At 60.1% G+C, this 15,886-nt stretch carries 15 protein-coding genes and 1 pseudogene; 4 read left to right on the top strand and 12 right to left on the bottom strand.

The genetic code is table 11. The features are described from left to right. Window positions 1–44 precede the first annotated feature (44 nt). The 3 genes from PSH69_RS19835 (at window position 45) to recR (ending at window position 2,374) form a co-directional block, all read left to right on the top strand. Complete coding sequence (locus tag PSH69_RS19835) at window positions 45–383, top strand: YbaB/EbfC family nucleoid-associated protein (RefSeq protein ID WP_018925290.1); 339 nt, start codon at window positions 45–47, stop codon at window positions 381–383. 276 nt (window positions 384–659) lie between these two features. Further along, the gene (locus PSH69_RS19830) at window positions 660–1,697 is read left to right on the top strand and encodes an NADP-dependent oxidoreductase (protein WP_305409533.1); all 1,038 of its coding nucleotides are present in this window, start codon (window positions 660–662) and stop codon (window positions 1,695–1,697) included. 74 nt (window positions 1,698–1,771) lie between these two features. Beyond that, on the top strand, window positions 1,772–2,374 hold the full coding sequence (gene recR / locus PSH69_RS19825) for a recombination mediator RecR (RefSeq protein WP_007933351.1): 603 nt from the start codon (window positions 1,772–1,774) through the stop codon (window positions 2,372–2,374). 36 nt (window positions 2,375–2,410) lie between these two features. On the opposite strand, the pseudogene PSH69_RS19820 reads toward recR, so the two are convergent. The 8 genes and pseudogenes from PSH69_RS19820 to ccoG all read right to left on the bottom strand — a co-directional run bounded on the left by PSH69_RS19820 (window position 2,411) and on the right by ccoG (window position 10,848). Then, a pseudogene (locus tag PSH69_RS19820) lies at window positions 2,411–2,959 on the bottom strand (adenine phosphoribosyltransferase). Between the two features lie 79 nt (window positions 2,960–3,038). Then, window positions 3,039–3,773: a fumarate/nitrate reduction transcriptional regulator Fnr gene (gene fnr, locus PSH69_RS19815; RefSeq protein WP_258670165.1), complete on the bottom strand. Its 735-nt coding sequence runs from the start codon at window positions 3,771–3,773 to the stop codon at window positions 3,039–3,041. Between the two features lie 93 nt (window positions 3,774–3,866). Then, entirely contained in the window at window positions 3,867–5,249 is a 1,383-nt protein-coding gene (gene hemN, locus PSH69_RS19810; RefSeq protein WP_305409532.1) for an oxygen-independent coproporphyrinogen III oxidase, read from the bottom strand. A 117-nt stretch (window positions 5,250–5,366) separates the two neighbouring features. Then, window positions 5,367–6,050 carry a sulfite exporter TauE/SafE family protein gene (locus tag PSH69_RS19805; protein WP_007933361.1) on the bottom strand — a complete coding sequence of 228 codons (684 nt, stop codon included), beginning with the start codon at window positions 6,048–6,050 and terminating at the stop codon, window positions 5,367–5,369. Then, window positions 6,043–6,261 carry a cbb3-type cytochrome oxidase assembly protein CcoS gene (ccoS, locus tag PSH69_RS19800; RefSeq protein WP_019579896.1) on the bottom strand — a complete coding sequence of 73 codons (219 nt, stop codon included), beginning with the start codon at window positions 6,259–6,261 and terminating at the stop codon, window positions 6,043–6,045. Before ccoS ends, PSH69_RS19805 begins: the two co-directional genes overlap by 8 nt. 22 nt (window positions 6,262–6,283) lie before the next feature. Then, window positions 6,284–8,734 (bottom strand): heavy metal translocating P-type ATPase, encoded by a 2,451-nt coding sequence (locus tag PSH69_RS19795; RefSeq protein WP_305409531.1) that lies wholly within the window; start codon window positions 8,732–8,734, stop codon window positions 6,284–6,286. A gap of 147 nt (window positions 8,735–8,881) precedes the next feature. Continuing rightward, the gene (locus tag PSH69_RS19790; protein WP_105339584.1) at window positions 8,882–9,421 is read right to left on the bottom strand and encodes a FixH family protein; all 540 of its coding nucleotides are present in this window, start codon (window positions 9,419–9,421) and stop codon (window positions 8,882–8,884) included. Window positions 9,422–9,432: 11 nt separating this feature from the next. Continuing rightward, on the bottom strand, window positions 9,433–10,848 hold the full coding sequence (gene ccoG, locus PSH69_RS19785; RefSeq protein ID WP_007933370.1) for a cytochrome c oxidase accessory protein CcoG: 1,416 nt from the start codon (window positions 10,846–10,848) through the stop codon (window positions 9,433–9,435). 486 nt (window positions 10,849–11,334) lie between these two features. Here ccoG and PSH69_RS19780 point away from each other — a divergent pair, with 486 nt between their 5' ends. Continuing rightward, window positions 11,335–12,339, top strand: a complete 1,005-nt coding sequence (locus PSH69_RS19780) for a metallophosphoesterase (protein ID WP_305409530.1) — start codon at window positions 11,335–11,337, stop codon at window positions 12,337–12,339. A 55-nt stretch (window positions 12,340–12,394) separates the two neighbouring features. Here PSH69_RS19780 and ccoP read toward each other — a convergent pair whose 3' ends face one another. The 4 genes from ccoP to ccoN are packed head-to-tail and all read right to left on the bottom strand — an operon-like array spanning window position 12,395 to window position 15,616. Further along, window positions 12,395–13,378 (bottom strand): cytochrome-c oxidase, cbb3-type subunit III, encoded by a 984-nt coding sequence (gene ccoP, locus PSH69_RS19775; RefSeq protein ID WP_018925300.1) that lies wholly within the window; start codon window positions 13,376–13,378, stop codon window positions 12,395–12,397. After that, window positions 13,375–13,560 carry a CcoQ/FixQ family Cbb3-type cytochrome c oxidase assembly chaperone gene (locus tag PSH69_RS19770; protein ID WP_003175465.1) on the bottom strand — a complete coding sequence of 62 codons (186 nt, stop codon included), beginning with the start codon at window positions 13,558–13,560 and terminating at the stop codon, window positions 13,375–13,377. The genes ccoP and PSH69_RS19770 overlap by 4 nt, the downstream gene beginning before the upstream one ends. Window positions 13,561–13,565: 5 nt before the next feature. Next, window positions 13,566–14,174, bottom strand: a complete 609-nt coding sequence (ccoO, locus tag PSH69_RS19765) for a cytochrome-c oxidase, cbb3-type subunit II (RefSeq protein WP_018925301.1) — start codon at window positions 14,172–14,174, stop codon at window positions 13,566–13,568. Then, the gene (gene ccoN, locus PSH69_RS19760) at window positions 14,174–15,616 is read right to left on the bottom strand and encodes a cytochrome-c oxidase, cbb3-type subunit I (protein ID WP_019579901.1); all 1,443 of its coding nucleotides are present in this window, start codon (window positions 15,614–15,616) and stop codon (window positions 14,174–14,176) included. Before ccoN ends, ccoO begins: the two co-directional genes overlap by 1 nt. Window positions 15,617–15,886 lie beyond the last annotated feature (270 nt).

Below are 15,886 nucleotides of genomic sequence, written 5' to 3'. Positions count from 1 at the left end.
TCGCCGGGCGCTGTTTTTATCCAAGTACTTTTGAGGTGATTCCCATGATGAAAGGTGGCATGGCCGGCCTGATGAAGCAGGCGCAGCAGATGCAGGAAAAAATGGCCAAGATGCAGGAAGAGCTGGCCAACGCCGAAGTCACCGGTAAAGCCGGTGGCGATATGGTCACCGTGGTGATGACCGGTCGTCACGACGTCAAGCGCGTGACCATCGACCCAAGCCTGGTCGAAGGCCTGAGCGAAGACGACAAAGAGATGCTGGAGGCTGTATTCGCCGCCGCCGTCAACGACGCCGTGCGCAAGATCGAAGCCAACAGCCAGGAAAAAATGGGCAGCATGACCGCTGGCATGCAATTGCCACCGGGTATGAAACTGCCATTCTGATTCGCCAGCGCGCATCGGATGGGTTAAAAAAATGCCAGGCATCGCGCCTGGCATTTTTGTTTCTGGCTGGTTTTTGCCAATCCCTGTGGCGAGGGAGCTTGCTCCCGTTGGACTGCGCAGCAGTCCCCCTCTTTTCAGGTAGAGAGTGGGGCCGCTACGCGCCCCAGCGGGAGCAAGCTCCCTCGCCACAGTGAAAAGTAGAAACATCGAACGCGCCATCCCCACAACGGTCTGCTCCCTATACCGCCGAAATTCATCGATCAAGGAGACGCTCACATGCCACAAGCATTGACCCTCAACCAACGAATCGTCCTGGTGTCTCGCCCGGTGGGCGCGCCGACACCGGAGAATTTCCGTCTGGAACGGGTAGCGTTGCCGGATCTGGCCGACGGTCAGGTGCTGCTCAAGACGCTGTATCTGTCGCTGGATCCCTACATGCGCGGTCGTATGAGTGACGCACCGTCCTACGCGGCACCGGTAGAAATTGGCGAAGTAATGACCGGTGGGGCTGTCAGTCGTGTCGAGCGTTCGCTGAATCCGAAATTCCAGAAGGGCGATCTGGTGGTCGGCGCCACGGGATGGCAGAGCCACAGCATCAGCGACGGGCGCAACATCATTCCGGTCCCGTCCGGGCTGCCAAGTCCATCGATGGCGCTGGGGGTGCTGGGCATGCCTGGCATGACCGCCTACATGGGGCTGATGGACATCGGCCAACCCAAAGAGGGCGAAACCCTGGTAGTGGCGGCCGCGTCCGGCGCGGTGGGTTCGGTGGTCGGCCAGGTGGCGAAGCTCAAAGGCCTGCGGGTGGTTGGCGTGGCCGGTGGTGCGGAAAAATGTCGCTACGTGGTCGAGGAGTTGGGCTTCGATGCCTGCATCGACCACAAGCGCCCGGACTTCGCCGACGAGTTGGCGCTGGCCTGCTTCAAAGGCGTCGACATCTACTTTGAAAACGTCGGTGGCAAAGTGTTCGATGCGGTGTTGCCGCTGCTCAACCCCAAGGCGCGGATTCCTCTTTGTGGTCTGATCGCTTCCTACAATGCCCATGAAGCGCCGACCGGGCCGGATCGCTTGCCACAATTGCAGCGCACGCTGCTGACCAAGCGTGTGCGGATTCAGGGGTTTATTGTGTTCGACGACTACGGCGACCGTCAGCCAGAGTTCATCAGCGCCATGGCGCCTTGGGTGCGTGACGGCAAGGTGAAATTCCGTGAAGATGTGGTCGACGGCCTGGAGAACGCGCCCGAGGCATTTATTGGCCTGCTGGAAGGACGCAACTTTGGCAAGCTGGTGGTGCGGGTGGCGCCGACTGAGTAATTGGCGCTGCTATTTGACGCTAAACAGACGCGCGGGTATAAACCGCGTCTCGTTGTTATGTCGGACTTTTCCCCATGAGCTTCAGCCCTTTGATTCGCCAACTGATCGATGCCCTGCGAATTTTGCCGGGTGTGGGTCAGAAAACTGCCCAGCGCATGGCGTTGCAACTGCTTGAGCGCGATCGCAGCGGCGGTTCGCGACTGGCCCAGGCGCTGAGCCAGGCCATGGAAGGGGTGGGCCACTGCCGTTTGTGCCGCACGCTGACCGAAGACGATCTGTGCCCGCAATGCGCCGATCCACGCCGCGACGACACCTTGCTGTGTGTGGTGGAAGGTCCGATGGATGTGTACGCGGTGGAGCAGACCGGTTTTCGCGGTCGCTACTTCGTGCTCAAGGGCCACTTGTCGCCTCTGGACGGGTTGGGGCCGGAAGCCATCGGCATTCCACAACTGATGGCGCGGATCGAAGAGGCGGGCACGTTTACCGAAGTCATCCTCGCCACCAACCCGACGGTGGAAGGCGAGGCCACGGCGCATTACATCGCCCAGTTGCTCAGCAACAAGGGCCTGATTGCCTCGCGCATTGCCCACGGCGTACCGTTGGGTGGCGAGCTGGAACTGGTGGATGGCGGGACATTGGCGCATTCGTTTGCAGGGCGTAAGCCGATTTCGCTGTAACGGTGCTGTCTGGGCTGACGCCTTCCAGGCGCTGCCTTACTTATCGCTCAACGCAAACTGCGTCAGACAGAAAGTAGCAATCCCCATGTCTTCCAGCCGTTGCGAACCACCCAGCTCCGGCAAGTCAATGATCGCCGCCGCTTCATGCACCCGCGCGCCCATGCGCCGAACCAGGTTGGCCGCCGCAATCAGCGTGCCGCCGGTGGCGATCAGGTCATCGAACAGCACCACCGAATCCCCCTCGCACAGGCTGTCGGCGTGGACTTCAAGGAAGGCTTCGCCGTATTCGGTCGCGTAACCTTCGGCCAGCACATCGGCGGGCAATTTGCCCTGCTTGCGGAACAGCACCAATGGCTTGTTCAGCTGATACGCCAATATCGAACCGATCAGGAACCCGCGCGCGTCCATGGCGCCAATGTGGGTGAAGTCGGCCTCGACGTAGCGATGGGCAAAGCTGTCCATCACCAGGCGCAGGGCCGTGGGCGACTGGAACAGCGGGGTGATGTCGCGAAAGATCACGCCCGGCTAGGGAAAGTCGATCACGGGGCGGATCAGGGATTTGATGTCGAAGGAGTCGATGACCATCGTCGAAGTGTCCTGGCGGGCTGCAAACGTCGCAGTATAACGGCGGCTGAACCGTTTCGCTCAGCCGCCGTCGCGAGGATCAGCCTTCGATCGAGCCACCGGCCAGGGCGCAGAGCTGGATCGGGTCGAGGATGTGCACTTCCTTACCCTCGGCGGCGATCAGTTCGTTTTGCTGGAAGCGCGTGAACACCCGAGACACGGTTTCCACCGCCAAGCCCAGGTAATTGCCGATTTCGTTGCGCGACATGCTCAACCGGAACTGGTTGGCCGAGAAGCCCCGGGCGCGGAAACGGGCCGAGAGGTTGACCAGGAAGGTGGCGATGCGCTCATCGGCGGTCTTCTTCGACAGCAGCAACATCATTTGCTGATCGTCACGAATCTCGCGGCTCATCACGCGCATCAACTGGCGGCGCAGTTGTGGCAGTTGCAGGGCCAGTTCGTCGAGGCGCTCGAACGGGATCTCGCACACCGAAGTGGTTTCCAGGGCTTGCGCCGAGACCGGGTGCTTTTCGGTGTCCATGCCCGACAGACCGACCAGTTCACTCGGCAGATGGAAGCCGGTGAGTTGTTCTTCGCCGCCATCGCTCAGGCTGAAAGTCTTCAGGGCGCCGGAGCGTACTGCATAAACGGAATCGAACGTGTCGCCCTGGCGAAACAGAAATTCGCCTTTTTTCAGCGGGCGACCACGTTTGACGATTTCGTCCAGCGCATCCATGTCTTCCAGATTCAGAGAAAGTGGCAGGCAGAGAGGGGCCAGGCTGCAATCCTTGCAATGGGCCTGGTTATGAGCGCGCAGTTTAACTGGCTCGGACATTTCTTTGATCCTTGTGGGAAAACACACATAAGCCGTAAGGGTAACCCACGGGAGGACGTTCGGGCCAGCCTGCGACAATTTAACCGCAAGGCATTAGATCACTCGTGAAAAGCGCTGGCGATTGGTGTGTTCCAAGTATGCATCGAACACCATGCACACCGAGCGCACCAGCAGTCGGCCTGCGGGGAGTACGGTGATCCGTTCATTGTCGAGCTCGATCAACCCGTCCTTGGCCATGTCCTGCAGCTGTGGCCAGAGCTCGCCGAAGTAACCCCGAAAATCGATGTTGAAGGCTTGCTCGATTTCCGCGAATTCCAGGTCGAAATGGCAAATCAGTTGCTGAATCACCGCCCTGCGCAAGCGATCGTCGGCATTGCACAGCAGGCCACGGTTGGTGGCCAGTTGCGCGGACGCCAAAGCGTTCTGGTACTGACTCAGGTCGCTGCTGTTCTGGCAGTACAGGTCGCCGATCTGGCTGATGGCCGATACCCCCAGACCAATCAGATCGCAATGACCGTGGGTGGTGTAGCCCTGGAAGTTGCGTTGCAAGGTCGACTCTTCCTGGGCAATCGCCAGTTCATCATCGGGCAGGGCGAAGTGGTCCATGCCGATGTAGCGGTAACCGGCGACCGTCAGTTGTTCGATGGTGCGCTGGAGCATTTCCAGTTTCTGCGCCGGTGCCGGCAGATCGTTGCTGTTGATCCGCCGTTGCGGCATGAAGCGCTCTGGCAGATGGGCGTAGTTGAACACCGAGAGCCGGTCCGGTTGCAGGCTGATGACTTCGTCGACGGTGCGGGCGAAGTTCTCGGGCGTCTGCTTCGGCAAGCCGTAGATCAGATCGATGTTGATCGAGCGATATTGCAGAGTCCGGGCGGCGTCGATCACCGCGCGGGTTTCTTCCAGGCTTTGCAGGCGATTGACCGCCCGCTGTACCGCCGGGTCGAGATCTTGCAGGCCGATGCTGACCCGGTTGAAGCCCAGTTCCCGGAGCAACCCCATGGTCGACCAGTCGGCCTCGCGCGGGTCAATCTCAATGCCGTAGTCGCCGGAATCGTCGTTCAGCAGATTGAAATGCTTGCGCAGCCGGGCCATCAGCTGACGCAGTTCATCGTGACTGAGAAAGGTCGGTGTGCCGCCGCCAAAATGCAGTTGCTCGACTTTTTGCATGGGGTCGAGGTGGCAGGCGATCAGCTGGATTTCCTGTTCCAGGCGCTGCAAATAGGGCAGGGCACGGCCACGGTCCTTGGTGATGACTTTGTTGCAGGCGCAGTAGTAGCAGATGTTCGCGCAGAACGGCACGTGCACATACAGGGATAACGGTCGCAGCGCCTTGCGGCTGTCGCGCAGGGCATGAAACAGGTCGAAGGTGCCGACCTGGCTGTCGAATTGCACGGCCGTCGGATACGAGGTATAGCGTGGCCCCGCCAGGTCGTAACGGCGGATCAGATCTGTGTCCCAACGAATGGCGTCGAGCATGCGGGCATTCCCCCGGATAGGCTGGCAGTGTCGGCGAGTCTAGGGGGTGCGGCTGATGGGCATCTTGATTTGCATCAACGGTGATTGGCGATAGCGATAGTTTTTGTGGCGAGGGATCTAATGCCCCATGAGCCAATGCTGATGCGGCCCCGGCAAGGTCCAGATGCCGAAGACCATCACCAACAAGCCGCCGGTCATGCGCACGCTGCGTTTACGCAACAACGCCGTGACCCGCTCGGCCGCCAGGCCTGTGGCGAGCAGCACCGGCCAGGTGCCCAACCCAAACGCCAGCATCAGCAACGCACTGTCCAGCGCATTCCCCTGACTCGCCGACCACAGCAATGTGCTGTAAACCAGCCCGCACGGCAGCCAGCCCCACAGCGCGCCGAGCAGCAAGGCGCGGGGCAGGTTCGACACTGGCAACAGTGTGTTGGCCACCGGCTGGATATGCCGCCACAGGCCGCGACCCAGACTTTCGATGCGGGTCAGGCCGCTCCACCAGCCGGCCAGGTACAACCCCATGGCGATCAGCAGCAACCCGGCGAGGATGCGCATGAACATCGCCGCCGGGCTATTGGCCACGGCCCAACCAGCCAGGCCGATCAGTAGGCCGGCCGCGGCGTAGCTGAGAATCCGCCCCAGGTTGTAGGCCAGCAGCAAGCGGAAGCGTCGGCTGCGCTGTTCCTTGGGGATCGCCAGGGTCAGCGCGCCCATCAAACCGCCGCACATGCCCAGGCAATGGCCGCCACCGAGCAGGCCGAGGATCAGCGCAGAGACCAGCAGTGGCGCCAACTCAAGCATGGGGTGGCGCCTTGTCGTCCGGCTTGGCCGGATGGCCGCTGGCCTCGTCGACCGCTGCCGTATGCTTCGGGTCCTGGTCGTCGAACAGGATGCTGTGGGCCGGGCCGTCGAGGTCGTCGTACTGACCGCTGTCGACCGCCCAGAAGAAGATGTAGACAGCGATGGCCACGATCAGCAGCGCGGCCGGGATCATCACGTAGAGAGCTGGCATCTGGACTCCATGCCCGCACGGCTCAGGCCGGCAGCGGGCGGGTTTCTGGCGTGGCGCTGGTGGCTGGCGCGCTCGGCAGGCGAGTCAGGCGCAAAGCATTCAACACCACGGTCAACGAACTGATGGACATGCCGACCGCGGCCCACACCGGAGTGATCCAGCCGAGGGCGGCGAATGGCAACATGAGGCCATTGTACAGCGCTGCCCACAGCAAGTTCTCGATGATGACCCGACGGGTGCGACGGGCCAGGCTGAAAGCTTGCACCAGCGCGTCGAGGCGGTTCGACAGCAACACCGCGTCGGCACTGGTTTTTGCCAGATCGGTGGCCGAGCCCATCGCCACGCTGATGTCGGCGGCGGCCAGCACCGGCACGTCGTTGACCCCGTCACCGAGCATCAACACCTTGCGACCTTCCTGGTGCAGTTGTTGCAGCACCTGCAATTTATCGTCCGGACGCAAACCGCCACGGGCCTCGTCGATGCCCAGTTCGGCGGCGACGCTGGCGACCATCGGCGAGCTGTCGCCGGACAGCAGCAAGGTGCGCCAGCCGCGAGCCTTGCAGGCCGCCAGCAGGGCGGGGGCGTCGGCGCGCAAACGGTCGTCGAGGACGAACCATGCCAGTGGTCCCTGGCTGTCGCCGAGCAGCAGCCATTGGCCGGGCTCATCGGGCATCATCGGCACTTGAGCACCGCTGAGCTCGCAGACAAAACCCGGTTGGCCAATGCGCAGGCGTTGCGCGCCGACCAAGCCTTCAAGGCCCAGGCCCGGCGTGCTGTGGACTTCTTCGGCAGCCAGCGGCGCACGGCCAAAGGCCCGGGCGATCGGGTGTTCGGAACGGTTTTCCAGGGCGGCGGCGAGGCCCAGGCATTGATCGCTGGCCAGTGCCCCAAGCGGCCGGATAGAACGCAAGGCCAGTCGACCTTCGGTGAGGGTGCCGGTCTTGTCGAAAATCACCGTGTCGATTTGGTTCAAGCCTTCCAGTACATGGCCGCGCGTCAGCAAAAGCCCCAGTTTGTGCAGCGTGCCGGTGGCGGCGGTAAGGGCGGTCGGCGTGGCCAGGGACAAGGCGCACGGGCAGGTCGCAACCAGCATCGCCAGGACAATCCAGAACGCTCGCGATGAATCCAGCTCCCACCAGAGCAGGCCGATGGCGGCCACTGCGATAAGCGTCAGCAGCAAGAACCACTGCGCGGCGCGGTCGGCGATTTCCGCCAGCCGTGGCTTTTCGGCCTGGGCGCGATCCAGCAGGCGGACGATGGCCGACAGGCGCGTGTCCTGACCCAGCGCCAGGACTTCCACGGTCAACGCACCCTCGACGTTCAAGGTGCCGGCGGTGACAGCGTCGCCCTGGGTCCGTGGTTGCGGCAGGTATTCGCCGGTGAGCAGGGATTCGTCGATGCTCGACTGACCGTCGAGGATCTTGCCGTCGGCCGGCAGGATCGCACCGGGGTGCACCAACACCTGATCGCCCACGCGTAACTCGCTGAGCAGAATCCGCTCGCTCTGGCCGTCGGCACTCAGCCGCAGGCAGGAGGCGGGCAACAGATTAACCAGTTGTGCGGTCGCGGCGGCGGTTCGTTCCCGGGCGCGGCGTTCCAGGTAGCGCCCAGCCAGCAGGAACAGCGCAAACATTCCCACCGCATCGAAATACAGCTCGCCGACCCCGGTGATCGAGGTCCAGATCCCGGCGATATAGGCACTGCCAATTGCCAGCGACACCGAGACGTCCATGGTCAGGTGCCGGGTGCGCAGATCGCGCATCGCCCCTTTGAAGAACGGCGCGCAGCTGTAGAACACGATCGGCGTGGTGAGAAACAACGCGACCCAACGCAGGATGGTGTGCAGTTCGGGGCTGAGGTCAATGTTGAATTCCGGCCAGGTGGCCATCGTCGCCATCATTGCCTGGAACCAAAGCAACCCAGCGACCCCGAGTTGGCGCAGGGCCAGACGGTTTTCGCTGGCCAGTTGTTCGCTGGCACGGTCGGCCTGATAAGGGTGAGCTGCGTAACCGATGTGGCGCAATTCGCTGAGCACCTGGCTTAACGGCAATTGCGCGTCGGCCCAGCGCACGTGCAGGCGATGGTTGGACAGGTTCAGGCGCGCCTCGGCCACTGCCGGCAGGCTGCGAAGATGTTTTTCGATCAGCCAGCCGCAGGCGGCGCAACTGATGCCTTCCATCAACAGGGTGGTTTCGGCGAGTTCGCCTTCGTGGCGGACAAAGGGTTGCTGCACATCGGCGCGATCATACAGCGCCAACTCGTCGACCAACTGCACCGGCAAGGCTTCGGGGTTGGCCGAGGCTTCGCTGCGATGCTGGTAGTAACTTTCCAGCCCACCGGCCACGATGGCCTCGGCCACCGCCTGGCACCCCGGGCAGCAGAACTCGCGGGTATCCCCGAGGACGGCGGCGGTGAAGCGGCTGCCGGCCGGCACGGGCAGGGCGCAGTGGTAGCAGGGGGTTGGAGTGGTCATGGAGCTTTCACAGTGTATGGTCCGATGATCGTTCCCACGCTCTGCGTGGGAATGCCTCCCCGGGCGCTCCGCGTCCGCTTCGGCTGGGACGCGGAGCGTCCCTGGCTGCGTTCCCACGCAGAACATGGGAACGATCAGAGGTCTGGTTTACTTCTTCAGGTCTTCGGCGCCTTGCAGCGGCTCATCACCCAGCAACAGATCCTTGGCATGGCTGACCTGTTCTTCCTCGAACATGCGCCAGGTCTTGTCGTCCTGCACACCCAACAATTCAACAAAGCGCCGGCCTTCAACCTTGTCGCTCAGCTGGCCGATGTAGCGGCCCTGTTCGGTTTCGCTGCGGGCCAGGGTGATCTTGCGATCCTTCTCCGGCTGGGTCGGCGAAATCAGGTTCAGTTCAAGGGTTGCAGGTGTGCTGTTGCCGCTCAGGCGCAGGTCGACTTCGCCGGTCAGCTCATCCAGATGCACGCTGGCACGCAGCTGCAGAGTCTGGGCCAGCAGTTCACGGTCCAGGGAGCGGTTGATGCCTTTGCCGGCCTCGTAATAGTTGTCGTTGACCAGGTTGTCCGGGTGATTCACCGCGATGGTCACCATCGACAGGGTCAAGGTCACCGAGCAGGCCAGGATGGCGATGATGATCCACGGCCAAAGGTGCTTGTACCAGGGACTTGCGGCAGTTGCTGCGGGCATGATCACTTCTCTCAACGAATTTGTGGGCCGATGAATCGGCTCTTGGCTTCAACGTGGACGCTGGCGTCATCGGCATCCTTGAGGATGAATTTCACCTCGTTGGTGCTCGACGGCAGTTGCTCCGGTGAGCTGGACAACTCGACCGGCTGGCTGAAAATTTCCCCGGCCGCGACTTTGATCTCGCGCTTGCCTTGCAGTTTGAGGTCCGGCAGACCGGTGGCTTCGAGCACGTAGGTGTGGTCGCGCTGGTCCTTGTTCATGATCTTCAGGCTGTAGACGTTTTCGATCCGGCCTTCGGCGTTCTCACGGTACAGCACGCGGTCTTTGCTGACATCGAAACCGACCAGCGAGCGCATGAAGAACGCGGTCACCAGCAACGCGATCATGGTCAGCAACACCAGGGCATAGCCGATCAGGCGCGGGCGCAGTTTATGGGTTTTTTGCCCCGACAGGTTGTGCTCAGTGGTGTAGCTGATCAGGCCGCGCGGGTAATCCATCTTGTCCATGATGCTGTCGCAGGCGTCGATGCAGGCCGCGCAGCCGATGCATTCGATTTGCAGGCCGTCGCGGATGTCGATGCCGGTGGGGCAGACCTGGACGCACATGGTGCAGTCGATGCAATCGCCCAGGCCCTGAGCCTTGTAGTCGATGCCTTTCTTGCGCGGGCCACGGCTTTCGCCACGGCGCGGGTCGTAGGAGACGATCAGCGTGTCCTTGTCGAACATCACGCTCTGGAAGCGTGCATACGGGCACATGTAAATGCACACCTGTTCGCGTAACCAGCCGGCGTTGCCGTAGGTGGCGAGGGTGAAGAAACCGACCCAGAAATACGACCAGCCATCGGCTTCACCGGTGAAGAAGTCGATCACCAGTTCACGAATCGGCGAGAAGTAGCCGACGAAGGTCATGCCGGTCACGAAACCGATCAGCAGCCACATCGTGTGCTTGCTGAATTTGCGCAGGAATTTGTTGGCGCTCATCGGCGCCTTGTCGAGCTTGATGCGCTGGTTGCGGTCGCCTTCGGTGACCTTTTCGCACCACATGAAGATCCAGGTCCAGACGCTTTGCGGGCAGGTGTAGCCGCACCAGACCCGACCGGCATACACGGTAATGAAGAACAGGCCGAAGGCGCTGATGATCAGAATGCCCGAGAGCAGGATGAAATCCTGGGGCCAGAAGGTCGCGCCAAAAATGAAGAACTTACGCTCCGGCAGGTTCCACCAGACGGCCTGATGACCGCCCCAGCTCAGCCACACCGTGCCGAAATACAGCAGAAACAGTGCGGCACCACCCGTCATCCGCAGGTTGCGGAACAGGCCGGTGAAGGCGCGGGTGTAGATCTTTTCTCGAGAGGCGTAGAGGTCGACGCTGTTGTTCGCGTTCTTGGCAGGTGGAGTGACGTCGTGTACCGGAATCTGATTGCTCATCATTGCATCCCACGGCAGTGGAAAAATGCCCCGGTCAGTACGTGCCGACCGCGGTCAAAAAGAGGTGTTGCAGTGGCGCAATGATACGCCTGTAGCTCTAACTCAAGGGTGCGACCTTTGGTCACGTTGGTGGAAATCAACTGACAGTGTAATGACTTGAATCAATTGACTTGTGAATTATGGACGGTTTTGAGGGGGCGGCGAGCTCATTCGAGCGCTACGGTGGCATCGACCGGCAAAATCCTGGCATCGAAGGCGGTATGACGCGGTGGCGCTTCAGCCGGGCGCGCATTACGTTTCCCTGTACGGGAGTCCTACGCTCCTGGCGAAAGCAACGCCGTCAGTTGTTATAAGCAAGTCGGAAATATATTAACTGAATTGCCCACTGTTTGATGTTTGCGGTTTTTTATTTTCTGGAATAAGTTGTTCTGGCGTGTCGTTGTTAAATAACGGCGTGCCTATCTAATATTACGGGAATGGAATTCTATGAGCATTGTAAAAGGTGCGAAGTTATTCGCATGCATGTGGATCCTGTCGCTGGCATCTATCGCACATTCAAATGAAGGTACACCTATTCATATGGTCTTCGCGTCTGATCCGCAGTATCCGTGGACGGATAAAACGGACAGTGAGGAATATGAATCCGACAAAGAGTTTGAACAGCGTGCCAAATGGCTGGTGGAGACCCAGTTCGCGAGTATTGCGGATTTCAGAAGCAAGATGGGCGGTCAGTCGCAGGTGCCGTTGATGATCAACGGTGACATGACGGCGTTTGGTCACGGTTGGCAGCGTTCGTATATCAATTCGACGCTGCAGAAGTACTTTAATAAAGACTATCTGTACGGCTTGGGTAATCATGACTATCAGAATAATGTCGATGATTGTTTTACTAATAGTTGTGCGGCGGGCAGTATTGTTGAATATCAAGAGCATCATGCCGGCAAGGTAGATGACTTCGATTTGAAGATTACGGGCTTTTTGTTCGATAAGACGTATTCGGGCAGTCTTGCCTATTCCAAAAATATAGGGGAGGTTCATCTGGTCCAGCTTAATAATGAGCCGACTTACTCAACCAAAATTTCCCATCCCCTGAATCCTACAACTTTTAATATTACCGCTGCACTGGATTGGCTTGAAAATGATTTGCGAACCGCCCGGGTCCAAGGTTATGCGATCATTATCAACATGCATAAACCCTATGACTGGCAGGGTGACTGGAGTCAGGAAAGTCGTTTCAGGGATATGATCGCAAAATATGAGGTGACGGCCATATTCGCCGGTCATCTTCATGAAAACGGCGGCTCCATGTCCTATAGGGGGAACGTGCCCGTTTTCCTCAGTGGCAGCGCTTCCCAGGAGACCTATCTGATTGCCAGTTTTTCCGCGGATCGCAAGCAACTGCAGGTCGATCTGGTCGAAAACAACCAGTGGCATAACCGCAAGCTTGTAGCGAAAGTGCCGGTGAAATCAATTTTCGCCAGTCGCCCATGAAAAAGGCCCCGCCAGATCACTGGCGGGGCCTTTTTTGTTGCATCGAGCGTTTGCCTTACTGGGCGTCTGCCACCGGCGCTTTCTCACCGTGAGAGAGGCTGTAGACGTAAGCGGCCAGCAGGTGAACCTTGTCGTTGCCTTGCAGCTGTTCCTGCGCAGGCATCTGGCCCTGACGGCCGTAACGGATGGTCTGCTGCAGTTGAGCGAAGCTCGAACCGTAGATGAACGCTGCCGGGTGAGTCAGGTTAGGGGCGCCCATGGCTGGGGTGCCTTTGCCTTCCGGACCGTGGCAAGCCACGCAGTTGGCGGCGAACAGCTTCTGGCCGGCAACCGGGTCAGCCTTGGCGCCTTCCGGCAGTTTGCGGCCATCGAGGCTGGTCAACACGTAAGCGGCAACGTCGCTGACGCCTTGTTCGCCGATCACTTCGGCCCAGGCCGGCATCACGGCGTGACGGCCGCCCATGATGGTGGTCTTGATGGTTGCCGCTTCACCGCCCCAGCGCCAGTCGGCGTCGGTCAGGTTAGGGAAGCCATAAGCGCCCTTGGCGTCGGAACCGTGGCAGACCGAGCAGTTGGAGGCGAACAGGCGGCCACCCATCTTCAGGGCTTGAGGGTCCTTGGCGACTTCTTCGATTGGCATGGAAGCGAACTTGGCGAAGATCGGGCCGAACTTGGCGTCCGACCTGGCCATTTCCTTTTCCCACTCGTGGACGCCGGTCCAGCCGGTCTGGCCGTTGGCGAACGCGGTCTGCTTCTCGTTATCCAGGTAGTTGTAACCTGGCAACAGGCCTTTCCAGTTACCCAGGCCCGGGTACAGGACCAGATAGCCAAGGGCGAAGATGATGGTGCCCACGAACAGCATGAACCACCATTTCGGCAGTGGGTTGTCGTACTCCTCGATCCCGTCGAAGGAGTGGCCGACCGTCTCGTCGGTCTGCTCGGCGCGCTGGCCCTTGCGGGTGGACAGCAGCAGCCAGGTCAGGGCGAAGATGGTGCCGAGACTGAGGACTGTGACGTACAGACTCCAGAACGTAGTCATTCTTTGTTACTCCTAGAAGCTTGCTCGACGTGCTTGATGGCTTCGGGATCATCCGCGAAAGGCAGCAAGGTCGCGTCTTCAAACTCCGACTTGCGCTTGGGGCTGAATACCCACAACGCCAGACCGATGAAGGCCACCATCACAACAACGGTGCCCAGGCCACGAATCATCCCGATATCCATCCAAATCACCGTTTGCTTTTGATGATGGTGCCCAGGCCTTGCAGATAGGCCACCAGCGCGTCCATTTCGGTTTTGCCCTTCACGGCATCCTTGGCGCCGGCGATGTCTTCGTCGGTGTAAGGGACGCCGAGCGTGCGCAAGACTTCCATTTTCTTGGCGGTGTCTTTGCCGTCGAGCTTGTTTTCCACGAGGAACGGGTAGGCCGGCATTTTCGACTCGGGCACCACGTTGCGCGGGTTGTACAAGTGCGCACGCTGCCAGTCATCGGAGTAACGACCGCCGACACGGGCCAGGTCCGGACCGGTACGCTTGGAACCCCACAGGAACGGGTGATCCCAGACGCTTTCACCGGCGACCGAGTAGTGGCCGTAGCGTTCGGTTTCAGCACGGAACGGGCGGATCATCTGCGAGTGGCAGCCGACACAACCGTTGGCGATGTAGATGTCGCGGCCTTCCAGTTCGAGGGCGGTACGAGGCTTCATGCCCTCGACCGGCTTGTTGGTAACGTCCTGGAAAAACAGCGGAACGATCTGGGTCAGGCCGCCGATGCTGACGGCGATAACCATGAAGAAGGCCAGCAGGCCAATATTCTTCTCGACTGCTTCATGCTTCATCAGTGAGCTCCAACTACAGCAATCTTGGCGGCGGCTTCAGCTTCAGCCGGGTCCGAGGCACGAACGGTACGGAACACGTTGTAGGCCATCAACAGCATGCCGCTGGCAAAGAACGCGCCGCCCAGGGCACGAACGATGAAACCAGGGTGGCTGGCTTGCAGCGCTTCCACGAACGAGTAGGTGAGGGTGCCGTCGTCGTTGATTGCACGCCACATCAGGCCCTGGGTGATGCCGTTGACCCACATCGAAGCGATGTACAACACGGTACCGATGGTCGCGAGCCAGAAGTGCGCGTTGATCAGACCGGTGCTGTGCATTTGTGCACGGCCGAACAGTTTCGGGATCATGTGGTAGATGGCGCCGATCGAGATCATCGCTACCCAGCCCAAGGCGCCGGCGTGTACGTGGCCGATGGTCCAGTCGGTGTAGTGCGAGAGCGAGTTGACGGTCTTGATCGCCATCATCGGGCCTTCGAAGGTCGACATGCCGTAGAACGCCAGCGACACGACCAGGAAACGCAGGATCGGGTCGGTGCGCAGCTTATGCCAGGCGCCCGACAGGGTCATCATGCCGTTGATCATGCCGCCCCAGCTCGGAGCCAGCAGGATGATCGACATCGCCATGCCCAGGGACTGAGCCCAGTCCGGCAGTGCGGTGTAGTGCAGGTGGTGCGGACCGGCCCAGATGTACAGGGTGATCAGCGCCCAGAAGTGCACGATCGACAGGCGATAGGAGTAGATCGGACGCTCGGCCTGCTTCGGCACGAAGTAGTACATCATCCCCAGGAAGCCAGTGGTCAGGAAGAAGCCCACGGCGTTGTGGCCGTACCACCACTGGATCATCGCGTCGGTCGCACCCGAGTAGGCCGAGTAGGACTTGAACAGGCTGACCGGCAGCGACATGTGGTTGACGATGTGCAGCATCGCAGTCACGACGATGAAGGCACCGTAGAACCAGTTACCGACATAGATGTGCTTGGTCTTGCGCTTGACGATGGTGCCGAAGAACACCAGACCGTAGGTGACCCAGACGATAGCCAGCAGAATAGCCAGGGGCCATTCCAGTTCCGCGTATTCCTTGGTGGTGGTGAAACCCATCGGCAAGGTCACGATCGCGCCGACGATCACCGCTTGCCAACCCCAGAAGGTGAAGGCCGCGAGGCTGTCGGAGATCAGTCGCGTTTGGCAGGTTCGCTGCACGACGTAATAAGAAGTGGCAAACAGAGCACAACCACCGAAGGCGAAAATCACCAGGTTGGTGTGCAACGGGCGTAAGCGTCCAAAAGTCGTCCACGGCAGACCGAAGTTCAATTCCGGCCATACGAGCTGTGAGGCGATGAAGACACCAAGCCCCATGCCAAGGATCCCCCAGACCACCGTCATGATGGCGAACTGGCGGACTACCTTATAGTTATAAGCAGTCGGACTGATTGCTGTGCTCATTCTAAGGTTCCACGGTTTGGGTGTTTTATTAGGAGTAAAAATCGGCCGCAAGTATGGAGAAAGCGGGGGGTCATTGCAACGCGCCATGACCTGGGTCAATGCTTTCAAAACCTGATTCTGCGGCCTTTCCATGCGCCGCGTAAGGACAAAATTGCCCTCTGACAAAATGTCGCAGCGGATGAAAAAGGCGAGGGGTTCAAGTCAGATGTAACGGGGTGTGTTCAAACGCAACGATCGAGGGACAGACGGCAATTTGCGCGACAGCCGGTA

The sequence above is a fragment of the Pseudomonas sp. FP1740 genome, from assembly GCF_030687165.1.
GTDB lineage: Bacteria > Pseudomonadota > Gammaproteobacteria > Pseudomonadales > Pseudomonadaceae > Aquipseudomonas.
This window is presented reverse-complemented; position numbering and strand designations above follow the sequence as displayed.

Excerpts from the sequence above, each read along its gene's own strand:
- PSH69_RS19835 (WP_018925290.1), top strand. The coding sequence starts at position 45 with ATGATGAAAGGTGGCATGGCCGGCCTGATGAAGCAGGCGCAGCAGATG.
- PSH69_RS19830 (WP_305409533.1), top strand. The coding sequence starts at position 660 with ATGCCACAAGCATTGACCCTCAACCAACGAATCGTCCTGGTGTCTCGC.
- recR (WP_007933351.1), top strand. The coding sequence starts at position 1,772 with ATGAGCTTCAGCCCTTTGATTCGCCAACTGATCGATGCCCTGCGAATT.
- fnr (WP_258670165.1), bottom strand. The coding sequence starts at position 3,773 with ATGTCCGAGCCAGTTAAACTGCGCGCTCATAACCAGGCCCATTGCAAG.
- hemN (WP_305409532.1), bottom strand. The coding sequence starts at position 5,249 with ATGCTCGACGCCATTCGTTGGGACACAGATCTGATCCGCCGTTACGAC.
- PSH69_RS19805 (WP_007933361.1), bottom strand. The coding sequence starts at position 6,050 with ATGCTTGAGTTGGCGCCACTGCTGGTCTCTGCGCTGATCCTCGGCCTG.
- ccoS (WP_019579896.1), bottom strand. The coding sequence starts at position 6,261 with ATGCCAGCTCTCTACGTGATGATCCCGGCCGCGCTGCTGATCGTGGCC.
- PSH69_RS19795 (WP_305409531.1), bottom strand. The coding sequence starts at position 8,734 with ATGACCACTCCAACCCCCTGCTACCACTGCGCCCTGCCCGTGCCGGCC.
- PSH69_RS19790 (WP_105339584.1), bottom strand. The coding sequence starts at position 9,421 with ATGCCCGCAGCAACTGCCGCAAGTCCCTGGTACAAGCACCTTTGGCCG.
- ccoG (WP_007933370.1), bottom strand. The coding sequence starts at position 10,848 with ATGAGCAATCAGATTCCGGTACACGACGTCACTCCACCTGCCAAGAAC.
- PSH69_RS19780 (WP_305409530.1), top strand. The coding sequence starts at position 11,335 with ATGAGCATTGTAAAAGGTGCGAAGTTATTCGCATGCATGTGGATCCTG.
- ccoP (WP_018925300.1), bottom strand. The coding sequence starts at position 13,378 with ATGACTACGTTCTGGAGTCTGTACGTCACAGTCCTCAGTCTCGGCACC.
- PSH69_RS19770 (WP_003175465.1), bottom strand. The coding sequence starts at position 13,560 with ATGGATATCGGGATGATTCGTGGCCTGGGCACCGTTGTTGTGATGGTG.
- ccoO (WP_018925301.1), bottom strand. The coding sequence starts at position 14,174 with ATGAAGCATGAAGCAGTCGAGAAGAATATTGGCCTGCTGGCCTTCTTC.
- ccoN (WP_019579901.1), bottom strand. The coding sequence starts at position 15,616 with ATGAGCACAGCAATCAGTCCGACTGCTTATAACTATAAGGTAGTCCGC.